Consider the following 16,125-nt stretch of genomic DNA (forward strand, 5'->3'; position numbering starts at 1 on the left):
ACGTCAACCAAAGACCCGGCGCGGCGTGTCGGCGTCCGCTTACGTGGCGAAAATCCGACGGAGCCGTAACCTGAGTCGAAATAAGCCGTTCGTACCTCAATGTCCGCTTAGGACCGGATGTCAGCGGATTGTCACGACCGACGGGGCGCTGACGTCGATCTCCTTGCCGGCCTTCTTCAGCAGGGCCGTCGCCACCTGACTCTTGGTGTCGCTCTGGGTGTCGTCACCCCACACGACCGTCCGGTCCTTGCGCAGCTCGAGACGGATCTGGGCCGGCTTGGGGACTGAGATCGCCAGCACCTGCTCGCGCAGCTCCTCGCTGAGCGAGGCGAGCACGGTCAGCGCCGACGCCGTGTTCAGGTCGGACCGGCCGGGGAAGTCGACCCGCACCAGCGGCAGACCCGGCGGCGCCTCCTTGACCTGGCGGAAGGGCACCCCGGCCCGATCGATCACCGAGAACTGGCCGTTCTGCGGCACGGCGGCCACCGGCGTACGCTCCACGACCTCGACGACCAGGGTGGACGGCCAGCTGCGCCGCACCACCACCCGGTCGACCGGTGCCAGCTCGCGCACGCGCGTGCGCACCGCGCCGAGGTCGACCCGGGCCAGCGGCTCGCCGTGCGGCACGGCGACGGCCTGCTCGACCTGGATCGGCTCGAGCAACTCGACGCCGACGACCTTGACCTCGCGGACTCCCAGCACCGACGTGCCGTAGACCAGCCAGGTCACGCCCCCGGCGACGAGCAGCACGCCGGCGGCGATCGCCCACGGCAGGGCAGCCCGCATCTTGCGCTGGCGGGCCCGGGCCATGAACCGCCGCGCGGACGACGGCACCGCGTCGGTGTCCGCCCGCACGAGCCGCCAGTTACGCCCCGTCATGCCGCCTTCCTAGATCTGAGCCTGTTGGCGGTCGGCTTCGTCGAACGCGGCCAGCAGCTCGTCGCCCATCAGCGAGATCGGCGGGGCGCCCATGGTCACCACGACGTCGCCCGGCCGGCTGCGGCGGAGGACCTCGGCCGGCACGTCCTCCCAGTCGGGCACGAAGACCTTGCGGTCGGCCGGCAGGTCGATGGCCGCGGTCAGCGCCACCCCGCCCTCGCCCGGGCCGCGCACCTCGCCCGGGCCGAAGACCTCCATGCAGATGACCTGATCGGCCAGGCTCAGCCCGCGGGCCAGCTCGGCCTGCAGGTCGCGGGTGCGATACACCCGGTACGGCTGGAAGACCACCAGCAGGCGGCCGTCCCCCGCCACCTCGCGCAGCGTGCGGAGCGCCGCCTCGACCGAGGTCGGGTGGTAGGCGTACTCGTCGTAGACCCGCACGCCGGCTGCGATGCCCTTGCGCTCGAAGCGCCGCCGCACCCCCGGGAACGACGCCAGCGCCTCGACGATCTTGTCGAGCGGCAGGCCGAGCCGGAGCGCGGTCAGCACGGCGGCCGCGCTGTTGAGGCCCATGTGCCGGCCGGGCAGCGACAGCCGGATCTCGCCGAGCGGCTTGCCGTCGAGCTCGGCGAGGTAGCGGACGCCGCTCGCCGTCGAGACCACGTCGCTGAGGCGGAGGTCGGCGGACTCGGATTCGCCGTACGTGAAGACGGCCTTGCCCTTGGCGCGCAGCGCCGCAATGAGGTCCTGCGTGCCCTCGTCGTCGGCGCAGGTGACCACGAAACCGCCGGGGTCGGCGAGCTCGGCGAACTGCAGGAAGCCGGCCTTGAGGCCCTCCAGGTCGCCCCAGTTGTTGAGGTGGTCGCCCTCGATGTTGGTGACGATCGCGACGTGCGGCCGGTAGATCAGGAACGACTTGTCGCTCTCGTCGGCCTCGACCACGAAGTGCGGGCCGGTGCCGTGGTGGCCGTTGGAGCCGGCCTCGCTGATCTCGCCGCCGATCACGAAGGACGGGTCCTGCCCGGCGTGCTGGAAGATCACCGTCATGATCGACGTGGTCGTGGTCTTGCCGTGCGTGCCTGCCACGGCGATGGCCTGGCGGTTGGTCATCGCGGCGGCCAGGGCCTCGGACCGGTGCAGCACCCGCAGCCCGCGCCGGCGGGCCTCGGCCAGCTCGAGGTGGTCGTACGGGATGGCGGTGGAGTAGACGACCGTGTCGACGCCGTCGAGGTTCTCGGCCACGTGGGCCATGTGGATCGTGCCGCCGAGCGCCCGCAACCCGGTCAGCGCCGGCCACTCGCGCAGTTCGCTGCCCGAGACCGGGATGCCGCGGGTGAGCAGCAGGCGGGCCAGCCCGGCCATGCCCACCCCGCCGATGCCGATGAGGTGCACGTTGCCCAGGTCCTCGGCGGTCAACTCGCCGGCCGGCCGCAGCTCCGCCGTGTTCACTGCTGTGCTCCCTCGATCGAGAAAAGGCTCATCGGTTCTTGGCCACCGCTTCGAGAACGAATTCGAGCAGAGCCTCGTCACCGTCGCGACGACCGTACCGGGCGGCGGACTGGCCCATCACGGCGAGGCGCTGCCGGTCGCGGGCCAGCGGGATGACGTTCTGCTCGATCCACTCGGGGGTGAGCTCGTCGTTGTCGACCAGGACACCGCCGCCCGCCTCGACCACCGGCAGGGCGTTGCGCTTCTGTTCCTGGTTGCTGAACGGGTAGGGCACGTAGACGGCCGGCACACCCAGCGCGGTCGTCTCAGCCACGGTGATCGCGCCGCTGCGGCAGAGCATGAGGTCGGCCGCGGCGTAACCCAGCTGCATGTCCGAGAGGTAGGGAATCACCTTGTACGGCACCGGCAGGTCGGCCGGAACCTCGAACGGGTCGTTGCGCCCGCCCTGCACGTGCAGCACCTGGACCCCGGAGTGGGCCAGCCGCTTGGCTGCCGCGGCGACGGCCAGGTTGATCGTGCGGGCGCCCGAGGAGCCGCCCGAGACGAACAGCACCGGCAGGTCGGGGCGCAGCCCGAACTGGTAGAGCGCCTGCGGCCGCAGCGCGGCGCGGTCGAGATGGGTGAGGGCCGTACGCAACGGGACGCCGACGACCCGGGCGTCCTTGAGCGATTCGGCCAGCTGCGGCTGCGTCGGGAAGCCGACCGCCACGTTCTTGGTGAACTTCATGCCCATCCGGTTGGCCACGCCCGGCGGCACGTTGACCTCGTGGATGACGATCGGCGTCTCGCGCCGCCAGGCCGCCAGGTAGGCCGGCACCGACACGTAACCACCGAAGCCGACCACCACGTCGGCCTGCACCTCGTCGAGGATCTTGCCGGCCGCGTGGGCCGACTTCCACATCCGGTCCGGAGTGCGCAGCAGGTTCAAGTTCACCGAGCGGGGCAGCTGGAACGCGGGGATCACGCGGAGGTCGTAGCCGGCCGGCGGGATCAGCTCGTTCTCCATGCCCTTCGGGCTGCCCAGCGTGGTGATCCGCACCTCGGGGAAATGCCTCTTCACCGCGTCGGCGAAGGCGAGCAGCGGATAGATGTGACCGCCGGTGCCTCCTCCGGCGAGCACGACCGACCGCAGCAGACCCATCACCGTCTCCCCTCAGCCCCCGCCTTGGCTTTGGCCGGAGTCGGCTTCGGCCGCCGCGACGGGGGAAGCGGCGGCAGCGGGGCCCAGACTAGCCGTACCCATCGAGCGGGCGGACGCGCGTTCAGTGCCAGTGACGCCTGCGGTTCGGCCCGGGCGAACGAGGCCAGCATGCCGACCGCCGCCATGGTGACGACGAGGGCACTGCCACCTGCGGAGATGAACGGCAGCGGGAGGCCGGTGATGGGCAGCATGCCGGTCACGCCGCCAATGTTGATCACCGCCTGGGCCACCAGCCAGGTGGTGATCGCGGCGGCCGCCAGCCGGCGGAACGGGTCCTGCGAGCGGCGGGCGATCCGGAAGCCGGTGTACGCCAGCACCGAGAACAGCGCCAGGACGACCGCGCAGCCGACCACGCCCAGCTCCTCGGCCACCACGGCGTAGATGAAGTCGTTGTCGGCCTGCGGCAGCCAGTTCCACTTGAGCGCGCTCTTGCCCAGGCCGACGCCGAACCAGCCGCCCTCGAAGATCGCCGAGCGGGCCTGGATGATCTGGTAGCAGGCGTCCAGGTCGCACTGGTCGAGCGGCTTGAGGAAGTCGGTGAGCCGGGCCAGCCGGTAGTTCGCCTCGCCCTCGCGGCCCGAGCCGGCGCCGCCGGACGCGGCCGCGATCAGCAGGCTGATGCCGGCCAGGCCGAGCACGCCGAGCGCGGCGAAGACCCGCAGCCGCACGCCGGCCGCCCACAGCAGCCCGACGATGAGCGCGAGCAGCACCAGCATGCTGCCCAGGTCGTTGTAGCCGACGAGAACGAACAGCAGGCCGACCACGGGGAAGAGCGGGCGGGACAGCTCGCGCCAGTGCCCCAGCGCGGGACCCTTGCGGGCGATCACATCGGCGCCCCACAGCACCATGCCGAGCTTGGCGAACTCGGCCGGCTGCAGACCGATCGGGCCGAAGTAGAGCCACAGCAGGTCGGCCCGGACCGGGCCGATCTGCGGCTTGCCGAGCACGCCGACCGAATTCAGCGCGCCCAGCAGGTCGAGGATGCAGAGCAGCACGATCGCCGCGCCCAGCACGAACGTGCCGAGGTCGCGCAGGGTGCCCGCGGGCAGCCGCTGGCACACCCAGAACGCGAACAGGCCGAGCAGCGCGAAGACGGCCTGGTTGGCGATCGCGCTGAAGGCGTTCCCGTTCTCGGCGAAGGCCTTCACGCTGGTGGCCGAGAAGACCATGGTGAGCCCGATGAGCAGCAGCAGGCCGGAGCTGGCGAGCAGCAGATAGTACGAGGAGAGCGGGCGCGCCAGGAGCCCGTGCACCGCGGGCAGCAACTGCCGGCTCAGTGACGGGCGGGGTGCCTGTTGAGTCCGGTCTTCCGCCATTCACTCATCTTCGTACCGGCGACACGCCAAGCCCGGTCATGAACCTGGCGTGTCGTCAGAGATCTCTATCCCATGATGGCCAGGAAGTCTGAATAGAACAGTCCCAGGCCGATGGCGACGCAGATGCCGGCCACGATCCAGAACCGGACCACGATGTTGACCTCGCTCCACCCCGCCAGCTCGAAGTGGTGCTGCAACGGCGACATCCGGAAGACCCGCTTGCCGGTGGTCTTGAACGAGATGATCTGGATGACCACCGACATCGTGATGATCACGAAGAGACCGCCGATGATGACCGACAGCAGCGTGGTGCGGGTGGCCACGGCCAGGCCGCCGATGAGACCGCCGAGCCCGAGCGCGCCGGCGTCGCCCATGAAGATCCGCGCCGGCGAGGTGTTCCACCACAGGAAGCCCACACAGGCGGCCGCGGCCGCCGCCGCGATCATGGCGATCTCCAGCGGATCTCGGACCTGGTAGCAGTAGTCGTTGACCCGGGCGTAGTCGGAGTCGCCGCACCAGTGGCGGTACTGCCAGAAGCCGATCAGCGAGTACGCCCCCAGCACGAGGATGGACGCGCCGGTGGCCAGACCGTCGAGGCCGTCGGTCAGGTTGACGCCGTTCGACATCGACATGATGACGAACACGAAGACCAGCACCGAGCCGACCTTGCCGACGTCGAGCCAGCTGATGTCGCGGATGAACGAGATGTGCTCGCTGGCCACCGTCTCGCCGTTGGTGCTGGGCACATAGAGCGCGACGATGGCGAACGCGCCGCCGACGATCAGCTGGCCGAGCAGCTTGCCCTTGGCACTCAGGCCGTCCGAGTTGCGGCGGCGCACCTTGAGGAAGTCGTCGAGGAAGCCGACCACGCCGCAGAACACGAACAGTCCGAGCAGGACGAGCGCCGTCATGGTCGGCGACTCCTGCGCGATCTGCCGCTCGGGCAGCGTCGTCAGGGCGACGTGCCCGGCCGCGTACGCGAGGACCGTCGCGATGATGAAGACGACACCGCCCATCGTGGGCGTGCCCTTCTTGCCCTGGTGGCTCGCCGGCCCGACCGTGCGGATCGGCTGACCGGCCTTCAGCGCCGTGAACACGCGGATGGCGATCGGCGTGCCGAACAGCGAGATGATGAACGCGACCGCGGCCGCGACGATGACTGCCCTCACGGGCGAACCTCCTCGGGGCGCAGTGAGTCCACCACGTCCCACGTGCGGTACCGGGAACCCTTGACCAGCACGACGTCGCCGCCGTGGAGGTCGCCGTCCAGGATCTCGATGGCGGCGGCCTGGTCGGCCACGACGGTCGCCACGCCCTTCCACCCGTCGACGGCGAGCGCGCCGTCCGCGACGGGCGCGGCCTCGGCGCTGACCACGATCAGCCGATCCACGCCGAGCTCGGCGGCGAGCCGGCCGACCTCCTCGTGGCCGGAGATCTCGTGCTCGCCGAGCTCGGCCATGTAGCCGAGCACAGCGGTGGTGCGACGCCCGCCGGCCATCGAGGCCAGCGCGCGCAGGGCGGCCGCCATCGAGGACGGGTTGGCGTTGTACGTGTCGTCGATGACCACGGCCCCGTCGGGCCGGGTGAAGACGTCCATCCGCCGGACCGAGGCGATGCCCACCTCGCCCAGCGCGGCCGCCAGCTCGTCGAACGGCAGGCCGGCCGAGAGCGCGACGCCGGCCGCGGCCAGGGTGTTGGCAACTTGATGGCGCCCGGCCACCGCCAGGTTCACCTCGGCCGTACGCCCGGAGAAGCGCAGCGTGTAGGACGCCCGCCCGGCGGCGTCGACGCTGACGCCCGTAGCCCGCACATCGGACATTTCCGATTCGCCGGTCAGCAGGACTTTCGCTGCGGTCCGTGGCGCCATTCCCGCGACGAGCGGATCGTCCGCGTTGAGGACGGCGAAACCGTCTGCGGGAAGCGCCTCGACCAGCTCGCCCTTGGCCTGTGCGGTGCCCTCGACCGAGCCGAACTCCCCCAGGTGCGCCGCGCCGATGTTGAGCACCGCGCCGATCGACGGCCGGGCGATGTCGGTGAGATAGCGGATGTGGCCGATCCCCCGCGCGCCCATCTCGAGCACGAGGAAGCGCGTCTCGGTGGTCGCCTGGAGCACCGTGTACGGGAAGCCCAGCTCGTTGTTGAGCGAGCCGGCCGGCGCCACCGTCGGCCCGAGCCGCGCCAGCAGCTGACCGATGTAGTCCTTGGTCGTCGTCTTGCCGTTCGAGCCGGTCAGCCCGACCACGGTCAGCCCGTCGAGCCGCGCGACGACGGCCTGGGCCAGCGCGGCCAGGGCGGCCAGCGGCTCCTCGACGACGACCCCCGGCTGTCCGGTGTCGCGCGTGCTGAGCACGGCCGCGGCGCCCGCGGCGACGGCGGTGCCCGCATACTCGTGCCCGTCGACCTTCTCGCCCTCGAACGCGACGAACAGGCCCCCCGGGCCGATCTTGCGCGAGTCGTACTCGACTCCCCCCGTGACCGCGAGCGACGGTTCCGCGTGCACCACGCGGCCGCCGGAGATCTTCGCGATCTCGGCCAGTGTCAGACGGATCACGAGCGGCCCCCGGCCGCCGCGGTCAGCGCCTCCGCGAGTTCGATCCGGTCGTCGAACGGCAGCATCTGCCCGTTCACCTCCTGGCCCCGCTCGTGTCCCTTGCCCAGTAACGCGATCACGTCGCCCGGTCCGGCCAGCCGGACCGCTTCGTCGATCGCCGCCCGCCGCCCGGAGACTTCGATGATCTTCGCAGCGGCGCCGGACTGCTCGGCGCCGGCCCGGACCGCGGCTCGCACCTCCGCCGGGTCCTCCGTGCGCGGGTTGTCGTCGGTGACGATCACGAGATCGGCGCCGCGGGCGGCCGCCGCACCCATCAGCGGGCGCTTGTCCTTGTCGCGGTCGCCACCCGCGCCGAGCAGGCCGATCAGCCGGCCGCCACGGCTGGTGGCCAGCTCGCGCAGCGCGGCCAGGGCGGCCACGATCGCGTCGGTCTTGTGCGCGTAGTCGACGACGCCCAGCACCTCGCCGGGGGCCGACACCCGCTCGAGCCGGCCCGGCACGCCCGGACAGGCCGCGATGCCGTCCGCGGCCACCCGCGCGCCGATGCCGGCGGCGACCAGCGCGGCCAGGGCGAGCAGGGCGTTGGCCACGTTGTGCCGGCCGGGCAGGGCCACACCCGCCTCGACCTCGACGCCGGGGCCGTGCGCGACGAACCGCTGGCCGAACTCGGACGGGCGGACATCGGTGGCCCACCACGTCGCCGCCGGGTCACCGTCCGCCGAATAGCTGATCGTGCCCGGCTTGAACAGCGGCCGCAGCGCGGGGTCGTCCAGGTTGAGCACCTCGAACCGGCAGCGCCCGTCGAACAGCTTGGCCTTGGCGGCGAAGTAGTCGTCGGCGTCGGCGTGGAAGTCGAGGTGGTCGAGGCCGAAGTTGGTGTAGCCGCCGACCGTGAAGCCGATGCCGTTGACCCGCCCGATCGCGAGGGCGTGGCTCGACACCTCCATCACCACGGCGCCCACCCCGCGCTCCAGGCCGGCGGCGAGGATGGCGTGCACGTCGGTGGCCTCGGGGGTGGTACGCACGCTGTCGACCACCAGATCGCCGATGCGCGTCTCGACCGTGCCGATCAGCCCGGTGACCACGCCGGCCGCCCGCAGGCCCGATTCCACGAGGTACGCCGTCGACGTCTTGCCGGCCGTGCCGGTGATGCCGATCATCGTCAGCCGGCCCGACGGGTCGCCGTAGATCGCCGCCGCGGCCGTGCCGAGCACCGCCCGCGGGTCCTCGGCCACCAGCACCGGCAGGCCCGCAGCGGCCGCGACCGCGTGGCCGGCGGCGTCGGTCAGCACGGCGGCCGCGCCGGCCGCGGCCACGTCGCTGATGAACTCGGCGCCGTGCCGGACGGCGCCGGGCAACGCCGCGTAGAGATCGCCCGGGCGGACCGCGCGGCTGTCGTGCGTCACGCCGCTGACCTCGGCATCGACGCCGGTCAGCGTGGCCGGCAACAGCGCGGCCAGCCGGGCCAGCCGGTACGGAGCGACGGTATCGGGACGGGGAATGCCGGGCACGGCGTCAGACCCTACCCCGTGCCCGGCTTCGTACGGAAAACGCCATGCGACGCCGGCTCAGCCTTCGGTCCGTTGCCGGGCGGCGGCGGGGTGGCGGGACGGGCGGTCATGGGTGGATCTTGAACGTCGGCGGCTTGGTGCTGGACGGCGGCACCCGGCCGTGCAGCAGCGCGAACGACATCATCTTGGCGAAGGCCGGCGCCGCCACGTCGCCACCGGTGCCCTTGGGCACGTCGGCCGAGACCGCGATGACGTACCGCGGGTTGTCGGCCGGCGCCATGCCGATGAACGAGCCGTAGTTCGCGCTCGTGTACTGGCCGTCGATCAGCCGCTTGCCGGTGCCGGTCTTGCCCGCCACCCGGTAACCGGGGACGGCCGCCTGGGTGCCGGTGCCGCCCTTGGTGTCGACCACTGCCTCCATCATCAGGCGCAGCTCGGCCGCCACGTGCGGATCGAGCACGCGGTGCCGCTCCGGCTTCGCGGCGTGGGTGACCTTGCCGCCGCGGCCCGAGATCATGGACTTGATCAGGTGGGGCTGGATGTACTCGCCGTCGTTGGCGATCGCCGCGTAGCCGGCCGCCATCTGCACCAGCGTGGCGTCCACACTCATGCCGATCGGCACCGAGCCCGACGCCGAGCCGCTCCACTCGTCCGGTCCGAGGATCTTGCCCTCGGCCTCGCCCGGCATGCCCTCGCCGGTCGACCTGCCCAGCCCGAACTTCTGCTGGTACTCGATGACCTTCTCCTTGCCGAGCATGTCGGCGATGAGGATCGTGCCCACGTTGGACGAGTACGCGAGCAGCCCCGGCATCGTCATCTTGGTGCCCTTGGGCTGCAGGTGGCCGTCCTGGAAGCGGTAACCGCCCCGCTCCAGGGCCGGACCGATGGTCAGCACCGAATCCGGCTTGATCAGCCCCTCCTGCAGGGCCGCGCCGAAGATGAACGCCTTGTGGATCGAGCCGGGGTCGGCCACGATGCTGCTCGGCACGTCCTCGCGCTCGGTCGGCGTGAAGTCGCCCGGCTTGGCCGCGTTGTAGGCGGGATAGCTCGCCTGGGCCACCACCTCGCCGGTCTTAACGTCGATCACGACGGCGCCGCCGATGGTGGCCTTCACCTGCTTCATCTGCTCGGCCAGGATGCGCTGCACCTCGTACTGCAGGTCGCCGTCGATGGTGAGCTGGAGCGAGGTGCCGGGCTGGGGCTCGGTGTGCTGCTCGAAGCCGCCCGGGATCGGCTTGTTCAGGTCACCCGCGCCGATCTCGAACTTGCGCTGGCCGTCGGTGCCGCGCAGCAGCGAGTCGTAGCGCGCCTCGAGACCTTCCAGACCGGAGTTGTCGGCGCCGGTGAAGCCGATCAGGTTCGCCGCCAGGTCGGCGTTCGGCACGTCGCGCCGCTCGTCCTCCTTGACCACGATGCCGGGCAGCTCCATCGCGCGGATCCGTTCGCCGGTCGAGATGTCCACGCCCTGAGCCAGGAACTCGAACCGGGACTCGCCGCCGCCGGGCCGATCGTGCGGCGTCATCAGCGGGACCAGCTTCGACTGGGGCACCCCGATGATCGGCGACAGGATCGACGCCGTCTGGGCCGGGTCCTTGACCAGCTCAGGGTCGGCGCCGACGAAGCGCGCCTCCACGCTGTGGGCGAGCACGGTGCCGTCCCGGTCGAGGATGCTGCCGCGTGGCGCCGGCAGCCGCACCTCGGCCAGGCGGCTCTCGCGCAGCTCGATCAGCCGGTCGGCGTCCTCGGGCGACGCCGCCACCTGGAGGATCACCAGCCGGACGCCGATCATCACGAACAACGACAGCGCGAGGACGGCCCCGATCCGCAGACGCCGGGTGCTGTTGGCCAGCTTGGGCGGCTCGGTCGCGACCGCGCGGACGGCGCGGTCGACCCGCGGTCCACTCACGGTCCGTCGTGGTGCGGCCTTCCCCGGCGTACGCGGTGAGGCCGTGACCCGCCCCGGCCGAGCCGGCTTGGTCGCGGTCGTCCGGCCACGCGGCTTGTCGGCCACTGTGCGCGCGGCCGACCCCGTGCGGGCGGTCGTGCGGCCGCGCCGGCGGTCGAACTCCTCCGGCTCGTCGTCGAAGTCGAGCTCGGGCCGGCGGCTGCGAGGCGGCTGCTTCCTGTCCTTCTTCTCCGGTTCGACCGGGGTCTCGCGCTCGGCCGCCGGGCGCCCGCGGCGCGGCGGCTGCCCGCCGTCGAGCACCTGGAGCGCCGGGCGGAACGGATCGGAGGTGCGCCCGGCCCGCGGCGAACGGGTGCGCTGGTCGCGCTCGGCCACGGTGCGCCCGCGCGGGGTGTAGGCCCGCGCGTCACCGATGCCGCCGAATCCCCGGCTCGGCTTGCCCGTCGCGTCGTCGTCGGCCGGCACGTCACGAGACGTGCCGCGCCGGGGCTGAGCGCCCCGGCGCGGTGGAGTGTCGTCAGCCCGCGGCATCCGGCTACCGCCCGGCGCCGTCGGCGGGCGTCACGTTGTCGGCCCCCTTGTCGGTCACCGGCGTGCCCTCGTTCAGTCCCTCCTGGGCGGTCGGCGAACGCTTGCCGGTGGCCGGTCCCCGGAAGTTGATGATCTTCCCGTCCGGGAGCCGGATCTGGGCCACGTCGTCCGCCTTGACCAGACCGAGGCGGCGGGCCGCGGCGTCCAGGTTGCCGATGCTCGACGCCTCGACCACCTGGTTCTCCAGGTCCTGACGCTGGTTCTCGAGCGCGGTGTTCTGGTTCTGCAGGTCGGCGATGCGGAACGAGTTCTCGTTGGTCTTCGTATTGACCAGCAGGATGCCCAGCACCCCGACGATCACTACGCCGATCACCGTCGCCACGAACGGCGCCCGCGGTCCACCGTGGATCGGCGGCGGCGGGGCGACCCGCAGACGAGGAGCGGCGGCCGCGTCGGTCGCCCGCAGCGGCTCGGCCGAGACCTCGAGCTTGAGCGCGGCGGCGCCGTCGACCGGAGCCTCGACCTTGCGGCCGCCCGCGATCCGGCCCCGGCCCCCGAGCACGCCGGCCTTGCGGTCCCGCGTTTCCCGTACGCCCGAAGCCTCCCGCGCCTTGGCCCGCACACCTTCCGTGTCCCGGCCCCGGGCCCGAACCGCGCCGGTGTCGCGCGCCTTGCCCCGCACACCGTCGGTGTCGCGCGCCTTGGCTCGCACACCATCGGTGTCGCGCGTCTTGGCTCGCACGTCGTCGCGCGCCTTGGCCCGCACGCCGTCCGTGTCCCGCGTGCGGCTGCGCACGCCGTCCGCATCCCGGCTCCGGGCGCGAACGCCTTCCGTGTCGCGCGCCTTGCCGCGGGGAGTTCCGGCTTCCCTGGTCCGGTTGCGCACCGCCTCGGTGTCGCGCGGCTCACCCCGTACGGAATCGGAACCCCGCGGCGCGGAACGCGCCGGACGTGCCTCGCCCCGCTGCCGGCTCGCGTCGCGATCGTCGCTCCGCATCCCTGACCGGCGCGTGTCGGACCGGCGTGGCCCGCCGCCGTCCTCGGCACCGGTGAATCGCCGCGCCCCCCGGCCGGCGTTTCCCGGAGCGTCCGCATCGCGGCTCACACCCGTCGTGTCGCGGCGCCCGGTGGTCGGACGCTGCGGATCCGCGGTCCGGCCCCCCGACCGCGGCGCCTGGTTGCGCTCGCTCATGCTTCCCCCTCCCCCTCTTCACGTGCCCCCGGGCGTAACCGCCCTTGTCCCCCGTGCGTTGTAGACAGTCGGGGCCGTTCGCGGGCGGCCCCGGTAGTTCCGTCGTGCCGATCGAGGCGCTCGACCGCGCGCAGCTTCACCGAAGCCGCTCGCGGGTTCTCCGCGACCTCCTGCTCGCTGGGCGGTTCTGACCCCCTTGTCAGCAGCCGCAGCGTCGGACCCGTCCCGGGCAGTTCGACCGGCAGGTCGACCGGCCCGGTGCTGCGCGTCCTCGCGGTGAGGGCGCGCTTGACGATCCGGTCCTCCAAAGATTGGTAGCTCATCACCACAAGGCGCCCTTTCGGCGCCAACGCGTCCAAAGCCGCCGGGATGGCCGCTTCGAGCGTGGCGAGCTCGCCATTTACCTCAATACGTAGCGCTTGAAACGTTCTTTTCGCGGGATTTCCACCCGTTCGCCGCGCGGCGGCCGGGATCGACTCCTTGACCAGCTCGGCCAGTCGCGCCGTCGAGGTGATCCGGCCCTTCTGGCGCTCGCGGACGATCGACGAGACAACGCGGGTGGCGAACTTCTCCTCGCCGTACTGGCGCAGGATGCGCACCAGCACCCCCGGCTCGTACTCGTTGACGACCTGCTCGGCCGTGAAGCCCGTCGTCTGGTCCATCCGCATGTCGAGCGGAGCGTCCTGGGCGTACGCGAAGCCGCGGTCCGCCTCGTCGAGCTGCAACGACGACACACCGAGGTCGAACAGTCCGCTGTGGAACTCGGTGAGGTCGAGTTCCTCGAGCACCCGCGGCAACTCGTCGTAGACCGCGTGCACCAGGCGCATGCGGCCGGCGTACCGGGCCAGGCGATGACCGGCGTGGGTCAGCGCCTCGGTGTCGCGGTCGAGCCCGACCAGCACAACCTCGGGAAATCGCTCGAGGACGGCCTCGGCGTGACCGCCCAGGCCCAGCGTGAAATCGACGTGCACGGCGCCCGGCAGCTCGAGGGCCGGGGTGAGCAGCTCGAGGCAACGCTCGAGCAGCACCGGCACGTGCGTGCCGCGAAGCTCCCCCATGTCGACCCCCACTCGCTGTCACGCGCGCCCGCCGGCACCGACCTGCCGGTTGTCTCTCACACCGCCGCGTCCGTCACCGTTCCGCGACGCTTCCCGGACGCCCGTCCGTACCGCCAGATCCCCATCCGCTCGTGCCCGGGTGCTCGCCCGTTGCCATCGGGCTCGCCCTGGGCCGTACACGCGCCTGGCGCCGGGGAAGAGGCGCCAGGTGCGGGAGCGGCTGGAGATCTCGCAGTACGGAAAACGCGACGTCCGGGCCTTCGCGGGCCCAGCCGAGTGCCACGCCTCACAGTCCGCCCGGCAGCACCCCCTCTTCGATGTCGGCGAACTCGTCCTCGCTCGCCGCGAGGTAGTCCTCCCAGGACTGCTTGTCCCAGATCTCGACACGGGTGCTGGCCCCGATCACCACGAGCTCACGGTCGAGACCCGCATAGCCCCGCAGGTGCGCCGGGATGGTGACCCGGCCCTGCTTGTCGGGGATCTCGTCGTGCGCGCTGGCGAAGAAGACCCGGCCGTAAGCCCGGGCCGCCTTGTTCGTGACCGGCGCTTCCCGCAGCTGACCGGCGATGCGCTGGAATTCCGGCATCGGGAAGACGTACAAGCAGCGTTCCTGCCCCTTGGTGATCACGACGCCTCCCGCCAGCTCATCTCGGAACTTCGCCGGAAGGATCAGCCGCCCCTTGTCATCGAGGCGTGGGGTGTGCGTGCCGAGGAACATCGGCGCCCACCCCCTGCCCCCGGGCGGTTCGCGGTCCGCCTGTCAACTCGGGTCGGCAGGTCGCTCAGGTGAGGTTCGCCATCGGCCCTGCCACTGTGCTCCACTCTACTCCACTTCCCTCCACCCGCAAGCGGAATGGACGGGGTCGCGAAGGTTGCTCGCACACGAAACCCCAGCTCAGGGAGGGGGGTGCCGAGTGGAGGGCGAGACCATGATCAACCCCGTCCGGTTTCCGACATCCTCCAGCGCGCCCGCTGAGAATCGTGACGAACACGCCCAAAGCCGCCAGACAAGAAACCTGTCAACCCACCCGGGGGAGGAAAGTGGAGGACCGCGGGGCGGATGGTGGGCGCCAGGCAGTGAGCGGTGGACCCCGGGGCGGATGGTGGGGCGCCGGGCAGTGAGCGGTGGACCGCGGGCCGGGTAGTGGAGCGCCGCACGGGCCACTCGCATATATAAGGACAGCCCGGCCGGCTGTGCCGGTCGGGCTGTCCTTGACAGCAAGGGCGCGACCGAACCGGTCGCGCCCCGCTGAGTTGCTGATCCGTGCCCGGTTGTCAGACCAGACGGCGGACCACGTAGTTGGAGCCGTACATCTTGCGCTTCGAGACGCGCGCGCCCGTGTGCGGCGAGTCGTACATGTAGCCGCTGCCGGCATAGATGCCGACGTGCGACCCGTACGAGCCGCTCCGGAAGACGATCAGGTCGCCGATCTGCTTCTTGCTCTTGGCGACCGACTTGCCGTACTTCTGCTGCAGGTTCGCCTTGTGCGGCAGCTTCTTGCCGATCGTCTTCTTGTAGACGTACATCGTGTAGCCCGAGCAGTCGAAGCGCGTGGGGCCGGCCGCACCGAACTTGTACAGCGAACCGACGTGCCTCTTCGCCTCGTTGATGATCTTGTTGCCGTTCGGCACGACGCTCACATACGTCTTGCCGCCCGTCAACGAGGCGAACTTCGCGGATCCGGCGTAGACGGCGCGCAGGTAGCCGCTGGTGCCAGGCTTGAACGAGAGCGCGACCGAGCCGCTGCTGCCCAGGTTCTTCGACGTCTGGTTGACCCACTTGCCCTTGCGGAACGCCTGCAGGCGCACCGTGCCGGACGTGACGACCTTGCCGTTGACCGGGTTGATGTACTTGGCGGTCACCTTGACACTCTTGCCGGACTTGACCTTCCGGGTGGAGTACGAGGTCTTGACCACGGGCTTGACCTTCGCCGAGGCAGCCGCCGCCATGATGGGGGTGACGGTGGCGGCGCTGGCCGGCGAGGCTGCGACCAGCTGGCCGGCGCAAAGGCAGAGACCCAGTGACAGTGCGATGGTGCCGGCGCCACGCATGCGGCGGCCACGGCTCGAACTGTGTTCGTGCACGGTAGAGATATCCCTCCGGCACGCCTGCGAGGTTAGCTGTCGGGTTCGGGCGGGAAGGCTGCCCGGTCACCGTTAGGCGACTTCACCCCAAGGTCTTCTCCGTGGTCGCCACCGGAGCGGGTGGCGCGGAGAGGACCAGAATTGGGTCCCCCGTCCCTGCCCCCGTATGCCTGTGTTGGTCGTACATGGTGCTCGGGTGGTCGCGTCGACCGGCCCGGGGCAGGGCTCGGCGTGAACCAGGTCGTCGCGAGTCGGGCAGCGGGTGCCGCCGGCCAGACCTTGCTACCCGAATTTCTCGAAGGTTGCAGTATCCGCTTTCGTCACTGAGAGTGTTTGGCATATCGACCACTGTCCGATTTGTTACCAGGCGACGATAAATGCCATAACGAGGAGTGATCGACAAATCACTACCGGTCTACAGTTACGGGTGAATCAGAACACATAAT

General features: G+C 71.1%; 12 protein-coding genes and 1 riboswitch. All 12 genes read right to left on the reverse strand.

Going from position 1 to position 16,125, the window contains the following annotated elements; all coding sequences use genetic code 11:
• Positions 1-120: 120 nt before the first annotated feature.
• A complete protein-coding gene (locus LXN57_RS28420; RefSeq protein ID WP_251801287.1) occupies positions 121-879 on the reverse strand; it encodes a cell division protein FtsQ/DivIB in 759 nt (252 codons plus the stop codon).
• Positions 880-888: 9 nt separating this feature from the next.
• Positions 889-2,328: a UDP-N-acetylmuramate--L-alanine ligase gene (murC, locus tag LXN57_RS28425; protein WP_251801288.1), complete on the reverse strand. Its 1,440-nt coding sequence runs from the start codon at positions 2,326-2,328 to the stop codon at positions 889-891.
• 28 nt (positions 2,329-2,356) lie between these two features.
• Positions 2,357-3,469, reverse strand: coding sequence for an undecaprenyldiphospho-muramoylpentapeptide beta-N-acetylglucosaminyltransferase (gene murG, locus LXN57_RS28430; protein ID WP_251801289.1), 1,113 nt, complete (start codon positions 3,467-3,469; stop codon positions 2,357-2,359).
• Complete coding sequence (locus tag LXN57_RS28435) at positions 3,469-4,845, reverse strand: FtsW/RodA/SpoVE family cell cycle protein (RefSeq protein WP_251801290.1); 1,377 nt, start codon at positions 4,843-4,845, stop codon at positions 3,469-3,471. The genes murG and LXN57_RS28435 overlap by 1 nt, the downstream gene beginning before the upstream one ends.
• Positions 4,846-4,910: 65 nt before the next feature.
• Positions 4,911-6,014: a phospho-N-acetylmuramoyl-pentapeptide-transferase gene (mraY, locus tag LXN57_RS28440; RefSeq protein ID WP_221376117.1), complete on the reverse strand. Its 1,104-nt coding sequence runs from the start codon at positions 6,012-6,014 to the stop codon at positions 4,911-4,913.
• The gene (locus LXN57_RS28445; protein WP_251801291.1) at positions 6,011-7,396 is read right to left on the reverse strand and encodes a UDP-N-acetylmuramoyl-tripeptide--D-alanyl-D-alanine ligase; all 1,386 of its coding nucleotides are present in this window, start codon (positions 7,394-7,396) and stop codon (positions 6,011-6,013) included. The genes mraY and LXN57_RS28445 overlap by 4 nt, the downstream gene beginning before the upstream one ends.
• Positions 7,393-8,907 (reverse strand): UDP-N-acetylmuramoyl-L-alanyl-D-glutamate--2,6-diaminopimelate ligase, encoded by a 1,515-nt coding sequence (locus tag LXN57_RS28450; protein ID WP_438872921.1) that lies wholly within the window; start codon positions 8,905-8,907, stop codon positions 7,393-7,395. Before LXN57_RS28450 ends, LXN57_RS28445 begins: the two co-directional genes overlap by 4 nt.
• A gap of 106 nt (positions 8,908-9,013) precedes the next feature.
• Entirely contained in the window at positions 9,014-11,344 is a 2,331-nt protein-coding gene (locus tag LXN57_RS28455; RefSeq protein ID WP_251801292.1) for a peptidoglycan D,D-transpeptidase FtsI family protein, read from the reverse strand.
• Positions 11,345-11,348: 4 nt separating this feature from the next.
• Positions 11,349-12,140: a cell division protein FtsL gene (gene ftsL, locus LXN57_RS28460; protein ID WP_251801293.1), complete on the reverse strand. Its 792-nt coding sequence runs from the start codon at positions 12,138-12,140 to the stop codon at positions 11,349-11,351.
• A 392-nt stretch (positions 12,141-12,532) separates the two neighbouring features.
• Positions 12,533-13,594 (reverse strand): 16S rRNA (cytosine(1402)-N(4))-methyltransferase RsmH, encoded by a 1,062-nt coding sequence (gene rsmH, locus LXN57_RS28465; protein ID WP_251801294.1) that lies wholly within the window; start codon positions 13,592-13,594, stop codon positions 12,533-12,535.
• A gap of 286 nt (positions 13,595-13,880) precedes the next feature.
• Positions 13,881-14,312: a division/cell wall cluster transcriptional repressor MraZ gene (gene mraZ, locus LXN57_RS28470; protein WP_221376123.1), complete on the reverse strand. Its 432-nt coding sequence runs from the start codon at positions 14,310-14,312 to the stop codon at positions 13,881-13,883.
• 557 nt (positions 14,313-14,869) lie between these two features.
• Positions 14,870-15,679 carry a C40 family peptidase gene (locus tag LXN57_RS28475; RefSeq protein WP_251801295.1) on the reverse strand — a complete coding sequence of 270 codons (810 nt, stop codon included), beginning with the start codon at positions 15,677-15,679 and terminating at the stop codon, positions 14,870-14,872.
• Positions 15,680-15,685: 6 nt separating this feature from the next.
• A riboswitch (cyclic di-AMP (ydaO/yuaA leader) is annotated at positions 15,686-15,871 on the reverse strand.
• Between the last annotated feature and the right edge of the window lie 254 nt (positions 15,872-16,125).

It is taken from the genome of Paractinoplanes hotanensis, assembly GCF_023717965.1.
Classification (GTDB): domain Bacteria; phylum Actinomycetota; class Actinomycetes; order Mycobacteriales; family Micromonosporaceae; genus Actinoplanes; species Actinoplanes polyasparticus.

Bases quoted from the DNA above. Each gene is read 5' to 3' on its own strand.
- LXN57_RS28420 (WP_251801287.1), bottom strand. From the start codon at position 879: ATGACGGGGCGTAACTGGCGGCTCGTGCGGGCGGACACCGACGCGGTG.
- murG (WP_251801289.1), bottom strand. From the start codon at position 3,469: ATGGGTCTGCTGCGGTCGGTCGTGCTCGCCGGAGGAGGCACCGGCGGT.
- LXN57_RS28435 (WP_251801290.1), bottom strand. From the start codon at position 4,845: ATGGCGGAAGACCGGACTCAACAGGCACCCCGCCCGTCACTGAGCCGG.
- LXN57_RS28455 (WP_251801292.1), bottom strand. From the start codon at position 11,344: ATGCCGCGGGCTGACGACACTCCACCGCGCCGGGGCGCTCAGCCCCGG.
- rsmH (WP_251801294.1), bottom strand. From the start codon at position 13,594: ATGGGGGAGCTTCGCGGCACGCACGTGCCGGTGCTGCTCGAGCGTTGC.
- mraZ (WP_221376123.1), bottom strand. From the start codon at position 14,312: ATGTTCCTCGGCACGCACACCCCACGCCTCGATGACAAGGGGCGGCTG.